21 protein-coding genes and 1 riboswitch are annotated in these 21,765 nt (G+C 60.1%); of the genes, 7 read left to right on the forward strand and 14 right to left on the reverse strand.

Going from position 1 to position 21,765, the window contains the following annotated elements; translation table 11 throughout:
- Positions 1–3 precede the first annotated feature (3 nt).
- Both L6758_RS09095 and trmB read left to right on the forward strand, forming a co-directional pair.
- Positions 4–630 carry a hypothetical protein gene (locus tag L6758_RS09095; RefSeq protein ID WP_237197025.1) on the forward strand — a complete coding sequence of 209 codons (627 nt, stop codon included), beginning with the start codon at positions 4–6 and terminating at the stop codon, positions 628–630.
- 160 nt (positions 631–790) lie between these two features.
- Positions 791–1,612 (forward strand): tRNA (guanosine(46)-N7)-methyltransferase TrmB, encoded by an 822-nt coding sequence (gene trmB / locus L6758_RS09100; RefSeq protein WP_237198793.1) that lies wholly within the window; start codon positions 791–793, stop codon positions 1,610–1,612.
- Positions 1,613–1,699: 87 nt separating this feature from the next.
- Here the strand turns inward: trmB and L6758_RS09105 are convergent, their stop codons facing one another.
- The 8 genes from L6758_RS09105 to L6758_RS09140 all read right to left on the reverse strand — a co-directional run bounded on the left by L6758_RS09105 (position 1,700) and on the right by L6758_RS09140 (position 10,561).
- Positions 1,700–3,154, reverse strand: coding sequence for an alanine/glycine:cation symporter family protein (locus tag L6758_RS09105; RefSeq protein ID WP_237187158.1), 1,455 nt, complete (start codon positions 3,152–3,154; stop codon positions 1,700–1,702).
- A gap of 198 nt (positions 3,155–3,352) precedes the next feature.
- On the reverse strand, positions 3,353–4,441 hold the full coding sequence (locus L6758_RS09110; RefSeq protein WP_237205698.1) for an LLM class flavin-dependent oxidoreductase: 1,089 nt from the start codon (positions 4,439–4,441) through the stop codon (positions 3,353–3,355).
- Positions 4,442–4,633: 192 nt separating this feature from the next.
- Positions 4,634–5,059 (reverse strand): heat shock protein transcriptional repressor HspR, encoded by a 426-nt coding sequence (locus L6758_RS09115; RefSeq protein ID WP_237197037.1) that lies wholly within the window; start codon positions 5,057–5,059, stop codon positions 4,634–4,636.
- 2 nt (positions 5,060–5,061) lie between these two features.
- Complete coding sequence (locus tag L6758_RS09120; protein WP_237205699.1) at positions 5,062–6,063, reverse strand: DnaJ C-terminal domain-containing protein; 1,002 nt, start codon at positions 6,061–6,063, stop codon at positions 5,062–5,064.
- A gap of 23 nt (positions 6,064–6,086) precedes the next feature.
- Positions 6,087–6,995 carry a hypothetical protein gene (locus L6758_RS09125; RefSeq protein ID WP_237218645.1) on the reverse strand — a complete coding sequence of 303 codons (909 nt, stop codon included), beginning with the start codon at positions 6,993–6,995 and terminating at the stop codon, positions 6,087–6,089.
- A 118-nt stretch (positions 6,996–7,113) separates the two neighbouring features.
- Positions 7,114–7,719: a nucleotide exchange factor GrpE gene (locus tag L6758_RS09130; RefSeq protein WP_237198786.1), complete on the reverse strand. Its 606-nt coding sequence runs from the start codon at positions 7,717–7,719 to the stop codon at positions 7,114–7,116.
- A gap of 2 nt (positions 7,720–7,721) precedes the next feature.
- Entirely contained in the window at positions 7,722–9,569 is a 1,848-nt protein-coding gene (gene dnaK, locus L6758_RS09135; RefSeq protein WP_237205701.1) for a molecular chaperone DnaK, read from the reverse strand.
- A gap of 314 nt (positions 9,570–9,883) precedes the next feature.
- Positions 9,884–10,561: a hypothetical protein gene (locus L6758_RS09140; RefSeq protein ID WP_237205702.1), complete on the reverse strand. Its 678-nt coding sequence runs from the start codon at positions 10,559–10,561 to the stop codon at positions 9,884–9,886.
- Between the two features lie 553 nt (positions 10,562–11,114).
- Between L6758_RS09140 and L6758_RS09145 the strand changes: the two genes are divergently transcribed.
- The 3 genes from L6758_RS09145 to L6758_RS09155 all read left to right on the forward strand — a co-directional run bounded on the left by L6758_RS09145 (position 11,115) and on the right by L6758_RS09155 (position 13,733).
- A complete protein-coding gene (locus L6758_RS09145; protein WP_237205703.1) occupies positions 11,115–11,588 on the forward strand; it encodes a low molecular weight protein-tyrosine-phosphatase in 474 nt (157 codons plus the stop codon).
- A gap of 188 nt (positions 11,589–11,776) precedes the next feature.
- Positions 11,777–12,391, forward strand: a complete 615-nt coding sequence (locus tag L6758_RS09150) for a hypothetical protein (protein WP_237205704.1) — start codon at positions 11,777–11,779, stop codon at positions 12,389–12,391.
- A gap of 112 nt (positions 12,392–12,503) precedes the next feature.
- Positions 12,504–13,733 (forward strand): multidrug effflux MFS transporter, encoded by a 1,230-nt coding sequence (locus tag L6758_RS09155; RefSeq protein ID WP_237205705.1) that lies wholly within the window; start codon positions 12,504–12,506, stop codon positions 13,731–13,733.
- Positions 13,734–13,751: 18 nt separating this feature from the next.
- Here the strand turns inward: L6758_RS09155 and L6758_RS09160 are convergent, their stop codons facing one another.
- The 4 genes from L6758_RS09160 to L6758_RS09175 all read right to left on the reverse strand — a co-directional run bounded on the left by L6758_RS09160 (position 13,752) and on the right by L6758_RS09175 (position 17,905).
- Complete coding sequence (locus L6758_RS09160; RefSeq protein ID WP_237198780.1) at positions 13,752–14,633, reverse strand: aminotransferase class IV; 882 nt, start codon at positions 14,631–14,633, stop codon at positions 13,752–13,754.
- 244 nt (positions 14,634–14,877) lie between these two features.
- Entirely contained in the window at positions 14,878–15,678 is an 801-nt protein-coding gene (locus L6758_RS09165) for an energy-coupling factor transporter transmembrane component T family protein (protein WP_237205706.1), read from the reverse strand.
- Positions 15,668–17,269 carry an ABC transporter ATP-binding protein gene (locus L6758_RS09170; RefSeq protein WP_237205707.1) on the reverse strand — a complete coding sequence of 534 codons (1,602 nt, stop codon included), beginning with the start codon at positions 17,267–17,269 and terminating at the stop codon, positions 15,668–15,670. The genes L6758_RS09165 and L6758_RS09170 overlap by 11 nt, the downstream gene beginning before the upstream one ends.
- A 15-nt stretch (positions 17,270–17,284) precedes the next feature.
- Positions 17,285–17,905, reverse strand: a complete 621-nt coding sequence (locus L6758_RS09175; RefSeq protein WP_237205708.1) for an ECF transporter S component — start codon at positions 17,903–17,905, stop codon at positions 17,285–17,287.
- A 54-nt stretch (positions 17,906–17,959) separates the two neighbouring features.
- Positions 17,960–18,064, reverse strand: a riboswitch (TPP riboswitch).
- A gap of 178 nt (positions 18,065–18,242) precedes the next feature.
- On the opposite strand from L6758_RS09175, the gene L6758_RS09180 reads away from it, so the two are divergent.
- Together L6758_RS09180 and L6758_RS09185 are read left to right on the forward strand one after the other, a co-directional pair.
- Positions 18,243–18,506, forward strand: a complete 264-nt coding sequence (locus L6758_RS09180) for a DUF4235 domain-containing protein (protein ID WP_185173499.1) — start codon at positions 18,243–18,245, stop codon at positions 18,504–18,506.
- Positions 18,507–18,632: 126 nt separating this feature from the next.
- Entirely contained in the window at positions 18,633–19,940 is a 1,308-nt protein-coding gene (locus L6758_RS09185; protein WP_237205709.1) for an MFS transporter, read from the forward strand.
- A gap of 12 nt (positions 19,941–19,952) precedes the next feature.
- Here L6758_RS09185 and L6758_RS09190 read toward each other — a convergent pair whose 3' ends face one another.
- Positions 19,953–21,155 (reverse strand): hypothetical protein, encoded by a 1,203-nt coding sequence (locus L6758_RS09190; protein ID WP_237205710.1) that lies wholly within the window; start codon positions 21,153–21,155, stop codon positions 19,953–19,955.
- An 8-nt stretch (positions 21,156–21,163) separates the two neighbouring features.
- On the reverse strand, positions 21,164–21,760 hold the full coding sequence (gene dcd, locus L6758_RS09195; RefSeq protein ID WP_237197066.1) for a dCTP deaminase: 597 nt from the start codon (positions 21,758–21,760) through the stop codon (positions 21,164–21,166).
- Between the last annotated feature and the right edge of the window lie 5 nt (positions 21,761–21,765).

Raw genomic sequence — 21,765 nt, forward strand, 5'->3', positions numbered from 1 at the left:
ACAATGACTGCGCACACTCCCAAACGCCGCACCGTACTGAAGGCTGGTGCCTGGGCTGCTCCTGCCGTCCTGGCTACCAGTGCTATCCCCGCTTACGCAGCGAGCTTCGAAGAGATCCCCCGCACCGATCTAGCAATTCTGCTCTCTGATCCCACTGTGGACTGGTCAACTTTTCAGCCGGTCTACGATAGCCCCATCTATCGTGGTCCGACCACAAGAACCAACGTTGCTGCCTACGCGTCTTTCCCCAACACCATGACCATCACCAACGTTGGTACGGTGCCCGCAGTGAACCCCAGCGGCACCCTACTGACCGACATGAACGATGTTGCTACAGACGCCACCGGTTCAAACCGGGCCGGTACCTACGTTAACTCAAGCGATCCGCTCGTTACCTTCGCGTACGCTGGACAGGCAGGCTGGGGTTCCCCCTCCTTTACCTGGACCTACTCCGGCGTCCTACAGCCCGGTGAGTCCGTAGAGATTCCCCTGCGCTATTACGTGAATTTCCCTTTCTGGAACGTCCAGTACGAGCTGTTCGTAGCAGTTACTGTCATCGATGAGATGGACGGCGATTCAGACGATAACTTTGAGCACATGGGCGTCACCCAGGGCCGCGTTATCTACTAAGTAGAACCGTCAGGGACCCTCCACCGGGGCAGGCTGTTTTCAGCCTGCCCCGGTGTCTATCTGTGACGATATACTTGGGGAAGTCTTTCTTTCCCCTACCGGCGGCACTTTGCGTTTCCGTGCGCGCCGGTTTATCTGTTTCAACCTCGTAAGGAGAGTTATGGAAACCAACAAGCAAAAGCAGGACCTGGCCGCTAAGGCCGAGCGTGCAGCGGCAGGTGAAGACCTGACCGCCCCCGTCCCCGAAAAATTCCACCGCCAACCCTACTCGTTCGTCCGCCGCGGTGACCGCCTGACCGCCCGCCGTCAGAAGGCCTGGGATACCTACGCCCCCACCCACGTCCTTGACCTGCCCCGCAACATCGGCGATACCTCGGTCGCTGAGGGCGCGGTCTTTGACCAGCAGGCCCTGTACGGACGCACCGACACCCCTCTCGTTGTTGAAATCGGCTCAGGCCTGGGCGAGGCCATCGTCAACCGCGCCACCCAGGTACCCGAGGCTAACTTCCTGGCCGTTGAGGTCTACACCCCCGGCATCGCCGACCTGCTCCTGAAGATGGGGCAGGCCGGGGTCGAGAACGTGCGCGTAGCCCAGGCCAACGCCCCCGAGCTGCTCGATAACCTACTCGAAGAGTCTTCTGTTGATGAGCTCTGGGTCTTCTTCCCCGACCCCTGGCACAAGGCCCGCCATCACAAGCGTCGTCTGGTCTCCCCTGCCTTTGCAGATAAGGTGGCCCGGGTTCTTAAGCCCGGTGGTATCTGGCGTCTGGCCACCGACTGGGAAGAATATGCCCTGGTCATGCGTGAGGTACTTGATGCCCACCCCGACTTCACCAACGCCCACGCCGGTGAAAACACCACCGATGAAGACCCTGTTGGCGGCTGGGCCCCTCGTTGGGACGGACGCGTGGTCACCAGTTTCGAGCGCAAGGCAGGTGAGGCGGGCCGCCGGGCCCACGACCTGACCTACATTCGTCGGTAAAAATCCGTTAGCTGTGTAAAAAAGGCGGGTACCCGAACACACCTTAGGTGTGCGGGTACCCGCCTGTTTTATGGGTAGGGGGTCTTCTTACTGCCCCGTTTTCTCGTAGGAGTCAATCGCTCCGGGGTGCCCCTGCATAAAGGCGTCGATCTCAGCCTTAGATGCGGTGAGCTTGGGGTCGTTGGCCAGGTAGTACTTGGTCTCTCGAACGATTAGCCCCGACATGAGGAGCAGGCCAATTAGGTTGGGAATAGCCATGAGCCCGTTGGCAATGTCTGAGAAGGTCCAGGCCACGGTCAGCTCCATGGTGCAACCGAAGTAGACAATCACCGCGAAGAAAAGGCGGTAGGGGGTAACGCCGCGGCGGCCAAAGAGGCGCTCAATGTTGCGTTCGCCGTAGTAGGCCCAGCCCAGAATGGTGGAGTAGGCAAACATGACCAGGCCGATAGTCACGATCCAGCTTCCTGCGGGGCCGATCACCGAGGCGAAGGCCTGGCTGGTCATCACGGAAGCAGAAATTTGCTCGCCGGTTGCGGGGTCGCTGGCGTGCCAGATACCGGTAACTACCAGCACCAGGCCGGTGCAGGAGACCACGATGATGGTGTCGATAAAGGTCTGGGTCATCGATACCATGCCCTGGCGCACCGGGTGGGTGGTTTGAGCAGCTGATGCGGCGATAGCGGCAGAGCCCATGCCGGATTCGTTGGAGAAAATACCTCGGGCCACGCCGTACTGTACGGCGTACATGAGGGTGGAACCCACAAAGCCGCCGACCGCTGATGAGCCGGTGAAGGCGTCCGCAAAAATCTGGCCGAAGGCCGCGGGCAGGTCAGCGGCGTGCACACCCAGAATATAGAGGGCCCCGCCCACGTAGAAGAGGATCATAACCGGCACGAAGGCACTGGTCACCCGCCCGATAGATTTAATACCGCCCATCAGCACGAAGAGGGTGATGAGGGCCAGCACGATGCCGGTAAGGGCAGCCGGCAGGTGGAAGGTGTCTTCAAGGTTGTGGGCAATGGAGTTACCCTGGGCGGTATTACCGATGCCGAAGGACGCCAGCACGGCGGCTACTGCGAAGAAGAGGGCTAGGAATTTACCCAGGGGACCTTTGATACCGCGCTGGAGGTAGTACTGGGGACCGCCGGAGACTTCCCCCTTGGCATCTGTGGTGCGGTAGCGCACGCCCAGGAAGGCCTCGGAGTACTTGGAGGCCATACCGAAAATAGCGGTGACCCACATCCAGAAGAGGGCGCCGGGGCCACCGATAGAAATCGCGGTGGCAACGCCGACGATATTACCGGTGCCCACCGTCGCGGCGAGGGCGGTGGTGAGGGACTGGAACTGGGAGATGTCGCCGCCGGTAGCACCGTCGTCCTTGCGTTCGAAGAAGGCTAGACGGTTAGCGACGAGTAGTTTGGTGAGCTGGATAAAGCCCAGCCGCACCGTCAGGTAGATACCGGTGCCAAGAAGCAGCGGTATCAGCACAAAGGGCCCCCAGATGAGGGAGCTTATAGCGCTCAAGACGTCTTGAAAGGTCATGTGGTGTCCTTGATACAGGTCGCTGCGGGCGAGGGAGCACCGCAGCTGCGTGATGAATAAGGACGCCCCGCCGCAGGCGTGTGCACTGCGGTGGGGCGCCATTCAACTATAGCGAGTCAAGAACAGGAAGACCTATATCGTCTTACCCTGTGTACCTGCTAACTAGCCGGTATTCTCTACACCTTACTGGCGGCGTCCTTACTGCGCCTCGGCCAGCAGTTCACGCACGCGCGGCATCACCTTGGTGCCGTAGAGCTCAATAGAACTCATGGAGTGCTCGTGAGCTAGAGCCCCGTTGGAGAACTTAAGATCAAAGCGGTTGATGCCCAGCTTTTGAGCGGTATCGGCAATTTTTTGCGCGACGGTTTCGGGCGAACCTACATACAGGGCGCCGTGTTCAATTTCGTGCTCGAATTCGCGCTCCCCCGCAGGGCCCCAGCCGCGTTCAGAGCCAATTTTATTACGGTTGGCAATCCAGTGCTCGCGTAGCTGATTGCGGGCCTCTTCGTCGGTGTCGGCGATGTGGCCGGGTGAGTGCACCGCAATGGGCAGGGTTCCGTTGCCCAGCTGCTCGTTGGCTCGGCGATAGAGCTCGGTGTAGGGCTTGAAGCGCTCAGCCGGCCCGCCAATAATAGCGAGCATAAGCGGGGTCTTGTACTGGGCTGCGCGGGCAACAGATTCCGGACTGCCGCCAACGGCCAACCAGTGCTTAAGGATTCCCTCGGTCTTGGGGTAAATCTCCTGATTTACCAGGGGTTCACGGTTGCCGGGGTTCCAGTTGAGGGGCTCCTGGGTGATGATTTTAGTGAAGAGGTCGAACTTCTCGGAAAAGAGGGAGTTGTAGTCTTCGAGCTTGTAGCCAAAGAGGGGGAAGGACTCGGTGAAGGAGCCGCGGCCCAGTACAGCTTCGGCGCGGCCGTTACTGAGGGCGTTGATGGTGGCGAAGCGCTGGTAGACGCGGATGGGGTCGTCGGAGGAGAGGACGGTAACGGCCGAGCCCAGGTGGATGCGGTCGGTGGTGGTGGCTAGACCCGCCAGGATGGTGTCGGGGGCGCTGACAGCATAGTCAGGACGGTGGTGCTCACCGATACCGAAGAAGTCGACGCCTACACGGTCGGCGAGCTGGCCCTGCTCAAGGACGTTGCGGATAACCTGGGCGTGGTGCAGGCGGTTGCCTACCAGGTCGGCGGTGGTGTCGCCGAAGGTGTCCAGGCCCATCTGGAAGGCGGTGTTATCAACGCTGGGCAGGCTGGGGCGCAGGTCGGGGGCGGTGTTGATGTCGGTCATGATGGTTTCCTTTCGGTGTCAGCTTTCTCATCTACAGTTAGTTCAACACTAGTCCAAATTACTTTATTCCGAAAGTTTTTAAGAGCTGTGCTTGAGGTATCCAGCATCTTAAACGTAACGATGGTTGCCATCCGCGCGAATCTCTTTCGCGCTGATGGCAACCATCGCTACAGTCAAGACCTAGGGGCGGGGTTAGCGCGGCCGGTAGAGCACCACGGCCTGAGAGGTCTGGCGGGCAGCCGGACGCTTGCCCCGGGCCAGGTGCACAGCCCCACCCGAAGTTCCGGCAGCGAACACGCGGGAGCCGTCCTGCAGACGATTGCGCAGGGCCTCATTTTCAGCCTGCAACTCAACCATGCGACCCCGCAGTGCCTCCACCTGGTTCTCCAGCTGCATGATGCGCTTAATGCCCTCAAGGGAGACGCCCGACTGGGAGAGCTCCTGAATCTCCTGGAGTTTCTGCACGTCGCGTTCGGAGTAGCGGCGGGCCCGCCCGGGTGCACGCTGGGGCTGCACCAGCCCCAGGCGGTCGTACTGGCGCAGGGTCTGCGGGTGCATACCGGCTAGTTCAGCCGCTACGGAGATAACGAAGACCGGGCGGTCAGATTCGAGAGCCATTCCTAGTCACCAGCTTTCCTCAGCAGGTCCTCACGGGGGTTGGCCTGGGGTGCCACCGCGAAGAAGGCGTCAAGGGCTGCCTCAGCTTCGGGTGTGAGGTTGGTGGGCAGCTGCACCTCGGGGATAACCAGCATATCGCCGGTGCCCTTCTTGGTCACGAAGCCGCGGCCCTTAGCACGCAGCTTACGGCCGGACGGAGCCCCGGCAGCCAGGCGGAGTTTGACGCTCCCGCCGTCGAGGGTGGGGGCCTCAATCACGCCGCCCTTGACGGCTTCTTCCAGGGTGACGGGCACACGCACGAGCAGGTTATCACCCTCGCGGTCAAAGACGGGGTGGGAATCCACGCGGACGGTGACGATCAGGTCCCCTGCCCCACCGGCACCGGGGTGCCCCTTGCCTCGGGCACGGATTTTCTGGCCGTCCTTGACGCCGCGCGGCAGGCGAACCTTGGTCTGGGAACCACCGGGGCGGAACACCGAGACCTCAGCGCCGTCGTAGGCCTGCTGGATGGTGATGCGGGCGCTGGTAGTGGCGTCCTCGCCCTTGGGAGCGGAGAAGCCACCGCCGGGGAAGCTGCCAGCCCCGCTGGGGAAACCGCCGGCGGAGCGTCCGGCCCCGCCAAAGCCGCCGCCACCGAACATACCGCCGAGCAGGTCTTCAATGTTGATGCCGCCAGCGCCGCCGCTGGTGGAATAGGTGAAGTTTCCGCCACCAGCACCACCGGGGAACCCGCCCGGGAAGCCGCCGCCAGCCCCGCCGAAGCCGGCAGCCCCGTACTTGCGGATCTGGTCGTACTCTTCCTTCTGCTTGGGGTCTGAGAGCACGTCGTAGGCCTCTGAGATCTCCTTGAACTTCTTCTCAGCAGCCTCGTCGCCGGGGTTCTGGTCGGGGTGGTACTTGCGGGCCAGCTTGCGGTAGGCCTTCTTGATATCTGCCTCGGAAGCGTCCTCGGCTACGCCCAGTACCTTATAAAAATCTTGATGGAGCCAGTTTTCGCTCGCCATATGCCTCTCCTTTCAAAGATACTTCATGTTTTTATTTTATATCTCAATTCTATTTCCAAAAATGAATTTTCAAAAAACCTAGCAATAACTAAAAGAGCCAAAGAAACAGAAAATATGTAAACAAAATTTGCATCATCCAACAAATAAAGGAACCCATTCCACGATTTTCCACTGTCTGTCAAATAATCCAAAATCACCAGAATAACAGAGCTAGATAAAGTTACGAAGACATAATTAATATAACGAACACAGCAGAATAAAGCAATAAATTTTTTCCTACCCTCTGTAGGGTGATGAGAAAAATTCAACAGTATTGAAAATAATGTTGGGATTGCCGCAAGAAAAAGAATCCACGGAATTTTATAATCACTGCCATTCAACTGATAGTACATAGCAAACGAAACAACAGTAACTGACACCACTTCAAGGATCCAGGCAGCCGTCTGCAAAAATCTATTTCCCATACTCCTAAAGGATATCCTTCCCAATTCTGAAATGATAATTAATCCTATTTGAACTAGTATCAGCAGGCCACTATGCAGGGAAGAAACTACCGAATCTGAATGTTTATCAGTTATATACCCTAGTGCGAACATCACCAAGGAAACAAAAGCAAAACATATCAACTCATGCATTTCCCTCGGCGAATTCACTGCAGATAAACCAAGCTCATTAAACGTTTCAATAATAAATGCCCACGCAGATCCAGCACTTATTCCCATAAATAGATTCGAGAAAGTCAACAAAAAAATCATCAACACTAGTCGACATGGAATATCTTCGACATGAGAACTTTCATGCTGACTTTCTAAAAACTTTATAACCCCCAAAGCAATACCTGCAGCAAATGCAAGTAAAATGATTAGATATTCATTTTGCTGAAAATTTCCTTTAAGAATGTTAAGCCAAATAGAAGATGCCCAAAGCACCATAACATAATTTGATAGATATAAATAAAACACTCCAAAATGGCTCAACAATACTATGGCCTTCTCTCGAGAAGGCGGGCACCTAGCCTGACGTATCAGGCCGGGTGCCCGCCCGCGTCCCTTATTCTGCTACCGCTACGGCTACCTGGGCGGTGCGGACCACGCGGTCCTTCACCTTGTAACCGTTGCGAAGAACCATGGAGATTGAATCGGGCTCAACCTCACTGGTGGGCTGCTGCAGGACAGCCTCGTGAACCTGGGGGTTGAAGGGTTCGCCGACTTCGCCAAAGCGTTCCAGGCCCTGCTTGGTCAGGGTCTCTTCGAGCTTGTTAGCGATGGCGGCGAAGGGGCCTTCTTCAAGGTCGCCGTGCTTGCGGGCGGCATCGATATCGTCGATGACGGGCAGCAGGGCGGCAACCAGATCGGCGATCACGAAGTCGCGCAGCTGGTCTTTTTCCTTGGCGGTGCGGTTCTTGTAGTTGGTGAACTCGGCCTGAAGGCGGCGCAGATCTTCGAGACGTTCGGCGGCCAGGGCCGCGTCAGCGCTCTCAGCTGCCTCTGCACTTTCGCCAGCCTCGGCTGCGGCAGATTCTTCATCTGCCGCAGCGTCAGCAGCTACACCTTCGGGCTCGGGGTGGCCTTCAGCTGCCGGGGCGGCGAAGGCTTCCTCCAGAGGGTCGGTGCCCTCGGGCTGGTTGTCTACGGGCTCGTTGGTGTTCTCAGCCATGATTAGTTCTTCTTCTCGTCTTCTTCATCGATTACTTCGGCGTCAACGACGTCGTCGTCTTCAGCCTTGGCTCCCTCACCGGCTGCTGCATCTGCCTGAGCCTGGGCGTAGAGAGCCTCGCCCAGCTTGGTCTGAGATGCCTGGAGCTTCTCGAAAGCGGCCTTGACGGCGTCATCGTCTTCACCTTCGAGGGCAGCTTTCAGGGCGTCAACGTCGGCCTGAACCTCGGTCTTGACGTCCTCGGGCAGCTTCTCGTCGTTGTCCTTGATGAGCTTCTCGATGGAGTAGGCGGTGTTCTCAGCAGCGTTGCGGGTCTCGGCTGCCTCGCGGCGGGCCTTGTCCTGCTCAGCGTGAGCCTCGGCGTCCTTGACCATGCGGTCGATATCTTCCTTGGAGAGGGAGGTGCCGCCGGTGATGGTCATGGACTGCTCGGTGCCGGTGCCCTTGTCCTTAGCTGAGACGTGCACGATGCCGTTGGCGTCGATGTCGAAGGTAACTTCGATCTGGGGGACGCCGCGGGGTGCGGGTGCGATGCCGGTCAGCTCAAAGGTGCCCAGGTTCTTGTTGTCGCGGGTGAACTCACGCTCGCCCTGGAAGACCTGAATCGATACTGAGGGCTGGTTGTCTTCAGCGGTGGTGAAGGTTTCGGAACGCTTGGTGGGGATCGCGGTGTTGCGCTCGATCAGCTTGGTCATCACGCCGCCCTTGGTCTCAATGCCGAGTGAGAGGGGGGTGACGTCGATGAGCAGAACGTCCTTGCGCTCACCCTTCAGCACACCTGCCTGCAGGGCTGCACCCATAGCAACGACCTCGTCGGGGTTGACGCCCTTGTTGGGCTCGCGACCACCGGAGAGTTCCTTGACGACCTCAGTGACGGCAGGCATACGGGTTGAGCCACCGACCAGCACGATGTGGGCAATGTCTGAAACCTTGACGCCAGCTTCAGCGATTACGTCGTTGAAGGGCTTCTTGGTGCGCTCGATCAGGTCTGCGGTCATGTCCTGGAACTTGGCACGGGTCAGCTTTTCATCCAGGTGGATGGGGCCCTCGGGGGTGACGGACAGGTACTGCAGGGAGATGTTGGTGGAGGTTGCAGACGACAGTTCCTTCTTGGCCTGTTCTGCGGCTTCACGCAGGCGCTGCAGGGCAATCTTGTCCTTGGAGAGGTCGGCGCCGGTCTTGGACTTGACCTGCTCCAGCAGCCAGTCGACGATGCGCTGGTCCCAGTCGTCGCCACCCAGGCGGTTGTCGCCGGAGGTTGCGCGTACCTGGATGGTGGAGAAGCCATCTTCGTCCTTGCCAACTTCGAGCAGGGAGACGTCGAAGGTGCCGCCACCGAGGTCGAAGACCAGGATCAGTTCGTCTTCGTTACCCTTGTCGAGGCCGTAGGCCAGGGCTGCTGCGGTGGGCTCGTTGACGATACGCAGGACGTTGAGGCCCGCAATTTCGCCGGCTTCCTTGGTGGCCTGACGTTCGGCGTCGTTGAAGTAGGCGGGGACGGTGATGACGGCGTCGGTGACCTTATCGTTCAGGTAGGCTTCAGCGTCACCCTTGAGCTTCATGAGGGTACGGGCTGAGATTTCCTGGGCGGTGTAGGCCTTGCCGTCGATGTCCTGGGTCCAGGTGGTGCCCATGTGGCGCTTGACGGAAGCGATGGTGCGGTCGACGTTGGTGACGGCCTGACGCTTGGCGACGTCACCGACCAGAACTTCGCCGTCCTTTGAGAATGCGACGACGGAGGGGGTGGTGCGGGCGCCTTCTGCGTTGGCGATGACGGTGGGTTCGCCACCTTCGAGGACTGATACAACTGAGTTGGTAGTACCGAGGTCAATACCTACTGCACGTGACATATTTACTCCTTATGGTTTGGTTATCTGTACATCTTTCAAACAAGTTGAGTCACATGGGCTCAACCCGCTTGTCTTGATATCTAGTTTGCCACGTTTTGAGCAGAAGTCAACAGAGTTGAGTCAAAAAGACTCAACTTTTTTGCGCAGTCAGAGTTTAAGCTAGTGGGGAGCGGACGGACGCCCGCCCCGCCCTTGCAGGGCAAAGGCGGGTGACGGCGTCCGCACCTTTTAAAACCCTGAAAGTGAACACAAAAAAGTCGGCACCCCGCAACAAGGGGGTACCGACAGATCTGATACTTCGGAGACTCTACGTCTTAGTTGAGCACAGCTTCCTTACCGTTGAAGGTATCGAGCAGGCTGGCCTTAAGGCTCTCTTCAGCGTTCATACCTACGGCCATCCAGTTCTCTCCATAGGTAACCCAGCCGCCTTCAAAGTCAGACTGAGAAAATTCGGCAACCTGATTCTCATCAACTGAAGCACCGTTGACATAGAACCCCATAATGAGGGGCGAAGAATCGTCAATAGCCATCATGCCTTCAAAGCTGCTCAAGTCAGCCGGGGAGCAAATATAAATATTGACATCTTCAGGGGCAACACCCAGATCGGTAGCCCCCTGTTGCTTAGTCTCTTCAAGAGCTGACTCCAAGATGGTGTCACCGCTATCAGCACAGACAGAGGCGGCAGAGCCTGCTGTGGCTTCCTGCATCCCTTCCTTAAACTTGTCGTAGCTGGAGACCTTACTCGACCCACCAAACGCGCCAGTCAGGAAGATTCCAGCCAGAATAGCTATGGCAATACCGATAGCCATCAGGCCGCCGATGAGCAGACCCATGTTTCTCTTTTTCGGGTCAGCGGGAGGCTGGGGCATAGGGCCGCCGATAAGAGTATCGGGTGCCTGGGTGCCAGGCGCAGGCTGCGGGACGCCCTGGGCGGACGCCGCCTGACCTGCACCAGGGAGGTTGGGCTCAGGGTTTGTAGGCTGCTGAGTCATGGCAATCTCATCCTTCATACAGATAGTGTGTGTCTTAGCTAACTTTACAGGCGAAAATGGTCAGCTTGATTATATTTCGCGCGGTGTTTGCGTTTTCCCTGTACTATCTCTGGACTTCTTTGCCGTCAGTTTCGAGCTCGGCCCGGAGCACCTGTTCGTGAGCGCAACATGTTGCAGCCGCCGCCAAATGTGGTGGTGACGCCGCCACATTTGGCGGTCAGCACCACATGTACATGTGCACGGTCGTGGGAAGCAGGTCTCAGGTGAGGTACGCAAAAGCCCCGCAGGTGTGTGGCCTGCGGGGCTTTTGTCATCTCGAAAGAACTCAAGAAACTGAGTGTCTGGTGCTGCTCTTCTCAGTTCACTGCTGTATGAGCCGGGCAAACCTTCTTGCCTAAGAGCCACCATCAAGTGTGTGTACCTGTAAGACTATACACAGGTTGCCCTTATTTTTCCGCCTTAGAGCGAACTTTTTACCACTTTTTATTCAGCTTCTCTGCCCGCCCACCTTTCCCGAAAGCTTCATGGGAACATAGTGAGCATGTATCGAATCATGACTGTATGCACCGGAAATATCTGCCGCTCCCCCATGGGCGAGTACCTCATCAAGCAGGCTGCCGCCCAAGCCGGGCTCGCTGTAGAGGTCGCCTCCAGCGGCATTTCCAATGAGGAAGAGGGCAATCCCATCGATCGTCGAGCCAAGAAGGTGCTCGATGAGCTCAACATCAATACCGGCTCCCACCGAGCCCAGCAGTTCACCCGGACCGATTTTGACCGCTACGACCTGCTTCTAGCCATGGACACCAACCACTACCGGGCGCTTAAGCGTATGGCCCCTAGCGACGAGGCAGCGGCCAAGGTTAGGCTCATGCGCGAGTTCGACCCGGCTGTCGCAGACCAGCCCCTTGACCGGTTGGGCATCTACGACCCCTGGTACGGCGATATGAGCGACTTCTACGAGACCTTCCAGATGATTCGGGACGCCGTGCCCGGAGTCATCGAGCAGGTCCAGACCCACAGCAGTTAGCCTGGGCCGGGTAAGCGGGCAGGGGCGCCCCTGAGAGCTGACGTGGATCGGGGCTGGCGTGGAGCAGGGCTGTGCCCTGGGCTTCTTCGGTGCTCATGTGTTCCCCTGGTTGTCGGTGGAGCCTGTTGGCTTGTTTCTCATTATGGCCTAGCGGATCGCCCCGGTGCGGTAGCCTGAGGGCAGTAGTTATGGCAAAGGCGAAGGAGGCCGGGGTGCTTGAGCTAACGGGGCTAGATTCGCTCGGTGAGGTGGTGGCACAGGCCCACCAGCAGGTGCGGGGTGAGCGGCCGCTGCTGGTGGCGATTGACGGACGCAGCGGGTCGGGTAAAACCACCCTGGCTGCTGAGCTGGCTACCTGGTTGAGCAAGCGAGGTATCGCGGCCGAGGTCTTTCATCTAGAAGACCTCTACCAGGGCTGGAGCGGCCTGGCCCAGGCTGCCCTGGTATGGCAGCAGCTTGCCGAGGCCGTGGCGGACGGACGCGCCAGCTCCCCCGAGACTACCCCGCACTGGTTTGGCTGGGATTGGGGTAGCTCTCAGGCAACCGGCCCGCACCCCTTTACCGCTGCCCAGCAGGCGGCGGGCGGTGTGCTCATCGCTGAAGGGGTAGGAGCCCTGACCGGCACCCACGATGTGGGTGTTTTCGTGGAGCTTGATACCGCGCGCCGCAGGCAGCGGGCCCTAGCCCGGGACGGAGAAACCTACCGCCCCTACTGGGACATGTGGGCAGAACAAGAAGCCGACCTGCTGATAGCCTACGCGAGCGCCTATGCGGGGGCGGGCGTCCGCTATGTTCAGCGGTAGATCATATTTTTTCATTTCTGCAACATCACATTAGTTTCCCTATCAAATAAGAAACCGGCAGGCGTAGAATGGACGGGTTGAAAACCGCCCCTAAGAGGAAGACCCACCGCCGATGAGCTCAGCCGCCACACCTAATCGGGGCCTGCCACCGATTGCAATTATTACCCTGGCGTCACTCACCGCCGTGGGCCCGCTCGCCATTGATATGTATCTGGCAGCACTCCCGGCTATCGCGGTTGATCTAGGGACCACCACCGCTTACGCCCAGCTGACTCTGACCGCCTTCATGGTGGGTATGGGCACCGGGCAGTTTATCGTGGGGCCGCTTTCTGACAAGACCGGCCGCCGTCTGCCCCTGCTCATCGGTGTAACCCTCTGTGCCCTCTCGGCCCTGGTCTGCGTCTTTGCGCCTACCATTGAGCTGTTTATTGCGGCCCGTTTCGTGATGGGCTTTACCGGCTCCATCGGCATGGTGTTAGCCCGCGCTATCGTGGCCGACTCCACCAGTGGCCTACAGACCGCCCGCCTCATGGGCATCATGATGATGATTAACGGCATCGCCCCGGTCGCCGCCCCGCTCATCGGCGGCTTCGTGCTGGCTCACGGTACCTGGCGCGATATTTTCAAGGTTATTAGCGTCATTATCGCTACTTCCCTGGTGCTGGTTCTGTTCTTCATCAAGGAGTCTCTACCGGCAGACAAGCGCCGCACCGGCTCCCTACTCTCAGCCTATGCCGGCATTATCGAGGTGGCCCGAATCCGCCGCTACCGGGGGTTCATGCTGACCATGGTGCTGGCCTTCGGTGCCCTCTTTAGCTACATCTCCGGCTCGCCCTACCTGCTGCAAAACGTCATGGGCCTGAGCGAAACCCACTTCACCTACGTCTTTGGCCTGAACTCCCTGGCCATCGTCCTTGCCTCCACCGTGATGACCTCCCTGGTGGGCAAGGTCGCCCTGCGCAAGCTCCTCGTCGTTGGCACCAGCTCCCTGCTGACCGTCAGCCTGCTCCTGCTGGGCTACTTCCTGCTGGGTACCCCCTCGCTTGTTCCCACCATGGTTCTGCTGTTTGCCTTCACCGCCTCGGTCGGCATGGTCTTTGGTAACGCCTCAGCCCTGGCGCTCGGCGAAGCCCGCCACATTGCGGGCTCCGCGAGCGCCCTGCTCGGCACCGTACAGGCTCTGATGGGAGGCCTAGCTTCTCCCCTGGTTGCCCTGGGCGGTAGCAGCGCCTACCTGCCCATGGCCTGCGCGATGGTGGGGTTTGCGGCCCTCAGCGCTCTGAGCCTGGCCACTACCCCGCGAGCCGAGAGCGACTACGCGACCGACCGACCCAAGCCCTAGCGAGTATCTACCCCACCGTTAACCGCGCGCCAGATAGCCCAGCAGTTCTTCGGTCAGTTCCTTATCGGTGGCCACGGGGGTTCCGTTAAGGTGGGTAACCGGCGCCAGTAGACGTACCGAGGACGCCAGCCACACGGCGTCCGCCTCCAGCAGGTCCTGGGGGTAGAGGGGCCCGTAGCCGAGCTCCCACCCGGCTGCGCGAGCGCCCGCAAAGATAGCGCCCTGGGTGGTGCCGGGCAGAATACCGTGGGCCGGTTCGGGGGTGTAGAGCACCTTCTTCTGCCCTTCGGTCTTGGCAACGATTACCGATGAGGTTGCCCCCTCAAGAATGCGGCGGTCGTCGGTCACCCAGATGGCGTCGTCCGCACCGTGTTTGCCCACGTAGCGCAGTACTGACATATTGATGGCGTAGGAGAGGGTCTTGGCTCCGGCCAGGAGCCAGGGGTAGGCGGAATCTTCGGCGGGGTCGTGGCCGCGCGGCAGAAGCATGGCCCGCACCCCCTGCTCGCGCTGACGCAGAATCGTGGGTGAGGACGGGGCCACGGTCACCCAGGCGTGGGGGCCGGCTTCAACGGTACCGCGGGAAATGATGATTTTGACGGTGTGCTCTTCACCCAGCACGGTCTGGGGCCCCTGGGCAGCGGCATCGACGGCCAGCTGCACGGCAGCCCGCAGGTTATCTTCAGCGGGCAGGGGCAGGTCGAGCAGGCGGGCGGAACCGGCCAGACGGGTCAGGTGGGCTTCAAATTTACGGACGCGGCGGTTAGCGGCCAGCATGGTTTCAAAGACGCCGTCGCCGCGGGTCAGCCCCTGGTCTTCGATGTTGATGAGGGGGGCGGTGGCGTCAACCAGCTCACCGGCGGGGTTTTCTTTGGTTAGCATCACAACGGTTGTAGTCATACTTCCAAGCCTAACCCTTAACGCTGATGCTCCCGCGGCAACCTGGCGTTAGGGGCTGCGGGGCGGGAGCACCTGATGCGAGCACCGCGTACGATGCGAGCGTTCTTCGAGCCCTCTGGTCGGAGGCTCGGAGTCGTTGGCCCGAGGTCATCCAGCGTGGGGCCTGGTGACCGGGTACACGCTTTCACTCTAACGCGGGCGGTGGGGCTTTCTCAAAGATTTTTGGACTTTTTAGGTCATATTTTTACTGCCACACCCAGGTGAGGGTGCCAGCAAGGCCCGATGTCACGTAGCCGATGATGAGCGTTCCCAGACAGCACAGCAGGAAGATCGAATCGTCCCTGCTATAGACGGGAACGCGGGCCCAGGTGCGGGGCCCGGCACCGAAGCCGCGGGCTTCCATGGTGACAGCCAGGCGGGTGCCGCGCCGGATAGCCTGTACCAGCAGGGCGAAGGTTTGCCCGGCCAGGGTGCGGACGCGGCGGAGCAGGGAGTCGCTTGCCCCCAGTCCCCGCGCCCGCCGTGCCTGCCCCAGGGTGTGCCATTCGCTGAACATGAGCCCCAGCAGGCGTAGGGCGGCCAGGGCTGCCAGGACGAAGCGGGCCGGCAGTTTAGCCGTCTGTGCCAGGGAGTCGCCCAGGTGGGTGGGGTCAGTGGTGGTGATAAGCAAGAGGCTGGGCAGAATCAGGGCCAGGCCACGAATCATCAGGGAGATACCCATGGCAAGGGAGTCGGTGGTAATCCAGATAAACCCCACCTGGAGCACCGTCTCCCCCGTTTTATCGGCAATCAGCGAGGTGGACCAGCCGGTGAGCAGGGTGCCAATCAGCAGGGGCCAGAAACGGGCCAACAGGGCGAACGGCTGCACGCCCCAGGCTTTGAGCAGGGCCAGTTCAAGAGCAAAGACCACCAGGGCTGTGCCCCAGTCTTTGATGAGCAGCAGCCCTATCGATAGCAGGAAGGTAGCCAGCAGTTTGGTGCCCGCGTTGAGCTTTCCGGCGCGGCTACGGTGGGCAGGGCCTAGCGCGAAAAGGTCAAGAGCCATGGGTGGGTTCCGCTTTCTGCAGGGTCAGGCGCGTACCGCCAAGGGCAGCTACATAGTCTGTATCGTGGGTTACCGAAATAACGGCCAGCCCCCGGTCGAGCAGTTCTTTGATAAGGGTGACGAGCTCGGCCCAGGTGGTGGCGTCCTGCCCGAAGGTAGGTTCATCAAGCACCAGGATAGTCGGTTCGGTGGCCAGGGCTGTGGCTACCGACAGCCGCCGTTTTTCACCACCCGAGAGGGTGAAGGGGTTGGCGTCGGCCAGGTCGGTAAGGCGCAGGCGGGCAAGGAGCTCATCTGTACGGGCAGCCAGCCGGTCTTCATCAATCTTCTCCCTGCGCACACGGGCCAGGTGCCGGGGGCCAAACTCTAGTTCTGCGCGCACGGTGGGGGCAAGGAACTGTTGCTCCGGCTCCTGGAAGACCAGACCAATACGGTCGGCCAGCTCGGCAGCGGGCCAGCTAGCCGGATCGGAGCTGCGGTGCCGGGCGCGTAGGCCCGCGGTGAGTGCCTCATGGGCGTAGACCTGCCCAGCAGCCGGGTAGATTAGCCCGGCAAGGGTCAGCGCCAGAGTCGACTTCCCGGCCCCGTTGGGCCCCAGCAGAGCCAGGTGCTCCCCGGACGAAAGGGTCAGGTTGATTCCACTAGCCAGGGTGGGCAGATCGAGGGTAGGCACCTGCCCCGCGGCGATAGCGCGGGAGCGCTCCTTGCGCTGGCGACGGGTAGGTAGCTGCCGGGTCAGGCCCACCTCGCGGGCCTCAAGCAGCGGGGAGGGCTCGTCCGTACCCTGCCCGGGGCGGACGTCCGCCCCCACCTGCCCTGCCCGGGGCGGGTGGGGCACATAGCCGGGCACCCACACCCCACCGGCAATGAGCTGCTCGCGGGCTTGGTCAAGCACCTGCTGAGGGGGCCCATCATGGCTGATTCCGCCCTTGGCGTCCAGGACCAGGATGCGGTCTACGTGTTCAGCCCAGATTCCCACTCGGTGTTCAATCACCAGCAGGGTTGCCCCCGATGCTGCGGCGGCAGCAAGGACGGCGTCGCGCACCTCCAGCACGCCGGCAGGATCGAGGTTGGCGGTGGGTTCATCGAGCAGCAGGGCGCCAGGGTGCATGGCCAAAATTCCGGCCAGGCCCAGTCGCTGTTTCTGGCCACCAGACAAAGCGGACGTAGAGCGGTCAAGGGGCAGGTTTCCTAGCCCCACAGCGTCGAGGGCCCACTGCACGCGCCCCCAAATCTCCTCCCGGGGCACGCCCAGGTTTTCGGGGCCGAAAGCAACATCGTCACCCACGCGAGCTAGCACCACCGAGCTTTCGGGGTCCTGCTGCATAAGCCCACAGACCCCGCGAACCTCGGTGGGCGCCTGCCCGTTAACGGTCAGCTCACCTAGCTGGGTCTCGCCGTCCTCATCAACTAGCAGGCCAGCCATAGCGTGCAGGAGAGTGGATTTACCGGCACCTGATGGGCCCACCAGGAGCACCTTCTGCCCCGGGGGGATCTCGAAGTCCAGCCCCGAAAAAGCGGGGTCGGCCCGCCCGGGGTGATGCCAGCCGAATCCACGGGCCACAAAACGGGCCCCCTGCTCTACCTGCACGCGTCCGCTCCCGCCCTAAGCCCGGGGGCTGGGTGAAGCGGCACGACGGCGACTACGATTGCGGCCTGCCGCCAGGGAGTCCAGCACACCGGTCGTTACCAGGGCGCGGGTGAGCAGCCAGGAGACCAGACCAGCGAGCAGGGTACCTGAGATAATGCCGCACACCGCGTAGGTGACAGCCTTGGAGCCCTCAAAAACGCCCGCATAGTAGATAAAGAGCTCAGAAATACTCATAAAGGCACCGGCAGAAGCACCGGCCAGCAGGGCAGTGCCCAGGTTCCAGACCCGGTAGGCAAAGAGCAGGAAAACCAACTCGGTGCCCAAGCCCTGAATAATGCCGGAAAGAATGATGGCCACAGAGTAGCTACTGCCCAGCAGCATAGAGATCACCGCAGCCAGAAGCTCGGTATAGAGGGCAGCGCCGGGCTTGCGGATGATATAGCCGCCAAGGACGCCCGCAATCAGCCAGGTGCCGCCCACCAGCGAGGCGTACTCGGGGGCTAGGGCCAAGGCGGTTTGGGCCATGTTGTAGCCGCCGTTATTCCAGGCCCAGAAGAGCACAGCGCAGGCAACAGCCAGCACAGAGGCTACTACGATATCGTTAACGCGCCATGTCAGCGCAGCTTTCTTAGACATAAGCCTTCCTTTGGTGTGGTACAGCAAAGGGGGCATGCACAGGCAAGCGACAGCCTGCCGTTCTTTTCGACTCCCTAGCGCCGGTACTAACCGGATCAGGTTCGAGGGTCTGCATGTGCACTCTCAGCGCCCCGCGTGGGCGCTCCCCTGTCGTTTCCGCCGTGGGCGGACGTTCCTTCTGAACGCCTTTGTAGTATAGGCAGGTCAGCCGGGCAAAGAAAAGATACAAACTTTTATGACAGAAGCCGCTTCTAGCTGCCCACATTTACACAGTACTGATAGTGTTAGTGCCAGTAGCTCTCTGTAGAGCCTCCATCAGCTACCGAAAGGGAACCTCATGAACCCCCTCATCAAGATCGCAGGAACCGCTGCCTCACTCGGCGGCGTTGCCCTGGCCAACAAGGTCCTGGGTGCAACCTGGACCAAGATTACCGGCAACGAGCCCCCCGCCAATAACCCCGACGACGATGAGCGCTGGCGCGATATCATCCTCTGGTCCCTCATCACCGGCCTGGTCGGCACCGTCATCAAGGTCAGCATCACCCGGGCCCAGCACAAGATTGAAGCAAAGGCCGGATCAGGCAACCAGGCTGAGGTCTAAACCCGGCCGGTAGTCCCGCCTGCAAGGCTGGCTCCGCTCAGTGGAGAGCGGGGCCAGCCTTTACTTTTACCGTCATTTAACCGTTTCACAGGCCACAAGCAGCAACCGGGCCGATAGCATATAGCCATGACCACACCAGCACCCGGCAGCGCCACCGCTACCGCCCCTGCCTCCCGCTCCACCTTCTTCGCCTGGACCCTGTGGGATGTGGGCAACGCCAGCTTCAACGCGATCATGACGACCTTCGTCTTCACGGTCTACCTCACCAGCTCCAGCTTTGGCAGCACCGATCACACCTCGGCTGTCCTCTCCGCCGGTCTCACCATCGCAGGTTTCTTCATCGCCCTACTTGCCCCGCTCTCGGGCCAGCGGGCCGACGTGACCGGTCGCCGCGGCCTCTGGCTGACCGTCAACAGCCTGCTCCTGGTGCTTCTGATGGCTCTGTGCTTCTTCGTAGCTCCCTCCCCTGACTACCTTATCTGGGGTGTGGCTCTGCTGGCCCTGGGCAACCTGGTCAATGAGTTCGCCGTGGTCAACTACAACGCTATCCTGCCCACCATCTCCACCCGAGATACCATCGGCAAAATGAGCGGAACCGGGTGGGCAGCTGGCTATTTCGGCGGCATCGTAGCCCTGCTCCTTGTGCTCTTAGGGTTTATCTCCCCCGGCCTGCTAGGTATTACGGAGGACGGCGCCCTCAACGTCCGCGCTGTTGCCCTCTTCTCGGCGGCCTGGGCTCTAGTTTTCTCCCTGCCCCTGATTCTCAAGGTGCGCTCCCTGCCGCAGGCGGTGCGTCCGGACGCCCCCCGTACCGGGATTCTTGCCTCCTACAAACAGCTTTTCGCCACCGTCGTCAGGCTCTACCGGCAGGCCCCCACGACCCTCTACTTCCTGGTGTCGTCCGCTGTTTTCCGCGACGGCCTCAACGGTATCTTCACCTTCGGCGGCATCCTCGCAGCAGGTTCCTTCGGCTTTAGTACCAACCAGGTAATTATCTTTGCCATCTTCGGCAATATCGTGGCAGGAGCAGGGGCCATGCTGGGCGGTTTCTTCGACGACCGTTTTGGCCCCAAACGCGTCATTATCTTCTCGCTGGTAGCCCTCATCGCGGTAGCCGTCCCCCTGCTGGTATGGCCATCCACCACCATGTTCTGGGTCTGCGGCCTCGCCCTGTGCGCCTTTGTCGGCCCGGCTCAGTCAGCGGCCCGCTCCTACCTGGGGCGCCTGGTCGAGGAAGGCCAGGAAGGTGAGATTTACGGGCTCTACTCCACCACCGGCCGCGCAGCCAGCTTCCTGGCCCCTGCCCTCTTCGGCATCTTCGTCACCCTCATGGGCAGCCAAATCTGGGGCATCGTCGGCATCATCATCGTGCTCCTCGCAGGTCTGCTTCTGATGATCCCCATCAAGGACCCGCAGGTAACCACCGTCAGGTAAGCCCTTACCGACCTAGGTTCGGCTATCCGGAATCGGAGCGTCTTCAGGGGCGTCAGAGTGGCGGATGACCTCGATCATCTGCCCAGCGACCATGCCTCGCAAGGTTGCATCAAAATCAGGGCGGGCGATATCTCCGTAAAGCTCAACCATAGCCGCGTAAATATCATCTGCACGGTGGGGAGTTTCTAGGAAGGACCAGATATCCCAACCGATAATAGAGATACGTGAGAGCCTACCTGATGTGGTGAGCAAGAAGCTATCCTCCACCGCCAGGCCCTCGGTGCCAGCTACCCGCTGATAAAGATTTTCGCTACTTAGCCCATCAGTGACAGGTTCAGGAGTACACAGGTACTCGAAATCTGGGGTAAGCGGCGGGATATCCAGCTGCCCCGCAAGTAGGTCTCGGAAGAAAGGGAGCGTCTCAGTAATCTCGCTGTAGGTCAGTTTGATAGCTCCACCCACGCGGTTGATGAGACGGGCCAGCTCCCCCAACCCTTGCGGCATCTGCTGCACCCCGGACGACTGCAAGATAATCGCAAAAAGGGCATCATCTAGCGGAAGACGTTCCCAACTCACCGGCGCCTTCCCGGTCTTATCCCGGTCAAGAATCACCAGGTGCGAGAGAGTATAGGTGCTACCGGGCGCAGCGACCTTGAGACCCCGTTGAGCCGGGTCATACTGCACCTTCGGAGCATGTGCCGTCTCTATCACCGAGAGGGGCTTGGGGTAGGGCATAATGCTCAGATCATCGATGTTGATCACGGCTGTCTCATCGCTGAGATAAGCAAGGGAAGCACCCAGGACGCTGGCTGCGGTGGTCTTGCCGGTGCCAGAAGCAGCTACCAGCCCCACGGCTTGCCCACTCTCAGCGTCTCCTAGCACAGCTGCATGCAGCAGATGTTTACTGCCTGCATGAGCCTTGAGCAGGTGCATCGTCACATGTACCGTCAGACGCTCTGCGGCAAGCGCTTCGTCTGAACTGTCAATGGAAGTCAGCTCAAGAGCCTGCGGGTAGGCTTCTAGAACCTCAGTGGAAGGACGCTGGCTCAGCACGACCAGACGGACGCCCTCCGCATCGGCATCCGCGACGGGGTCAATAATCTGCGGTGCAAGGGACCCCCAGGCACGTAAGGAGTCCTCCCAGAGCCGGTCTGAAGCGTCCTCAAAGACCACAAGCACCGGAACATCAGCGGGATGAAGCAACAGACCGCGCATATGACTCCTTAGCTGGTCGGGGTATCGGTAGGGATGAGGGTTTTATGGAAGTTCAGGTAGCTACGCGAAGCGGTAGGACCGCGCTGCCCCTGGTAGCGGTTGCCGTAGGCACCTGAACCATAGGGGTGCTCGGTTGCGCTGGTGAGCTGGAAGAAGCAAAGCTGGCCCACCTTAGAACCGGGCCATAGCATAATGGGAAGGGTCGCCATATTCGACAGTTCCAGGGTCACATGGCCTGAGAACCCGGGGTCAATAAAACCCGCGGTGGAATGGGTCAGCAGCCCCAGACGTCCTAGTGAAGACTTACCCTCCAGTCGGGCAGCAATATTATCTGGCAGGGTGACCTTCTCGTAGGTTGCACCCAGCACGAATTCACCCGGGTGCAGAATGAAGGGCTCATCGGGTGCAACCTCTACCAGGCGGGTGAGGTCTTCCTGCTCCTGTGAAGGGTCGATGTAGGGGTACTTGTGGTTGTCGAAGAGCCTGAAAAAGCGGTCAATGCGCACGTCCACCGAGGCGGGCTGAATCATCGACGGGTCGTAGGGCTCTAGGGCAATTCGCCCGGCATCAATTTCTTTGCGGATATCCTGATCAGAAAATAGCACACTTC

It is taken from the genome of Rothia nasimurium (assembly GCF_928382285.1).
Lineage (GTDB): Bacteria > Actinomycetota > Actinomycetes > Actinomycetales > Micrococcaceae > Rothia > Rothia nasimurium_E.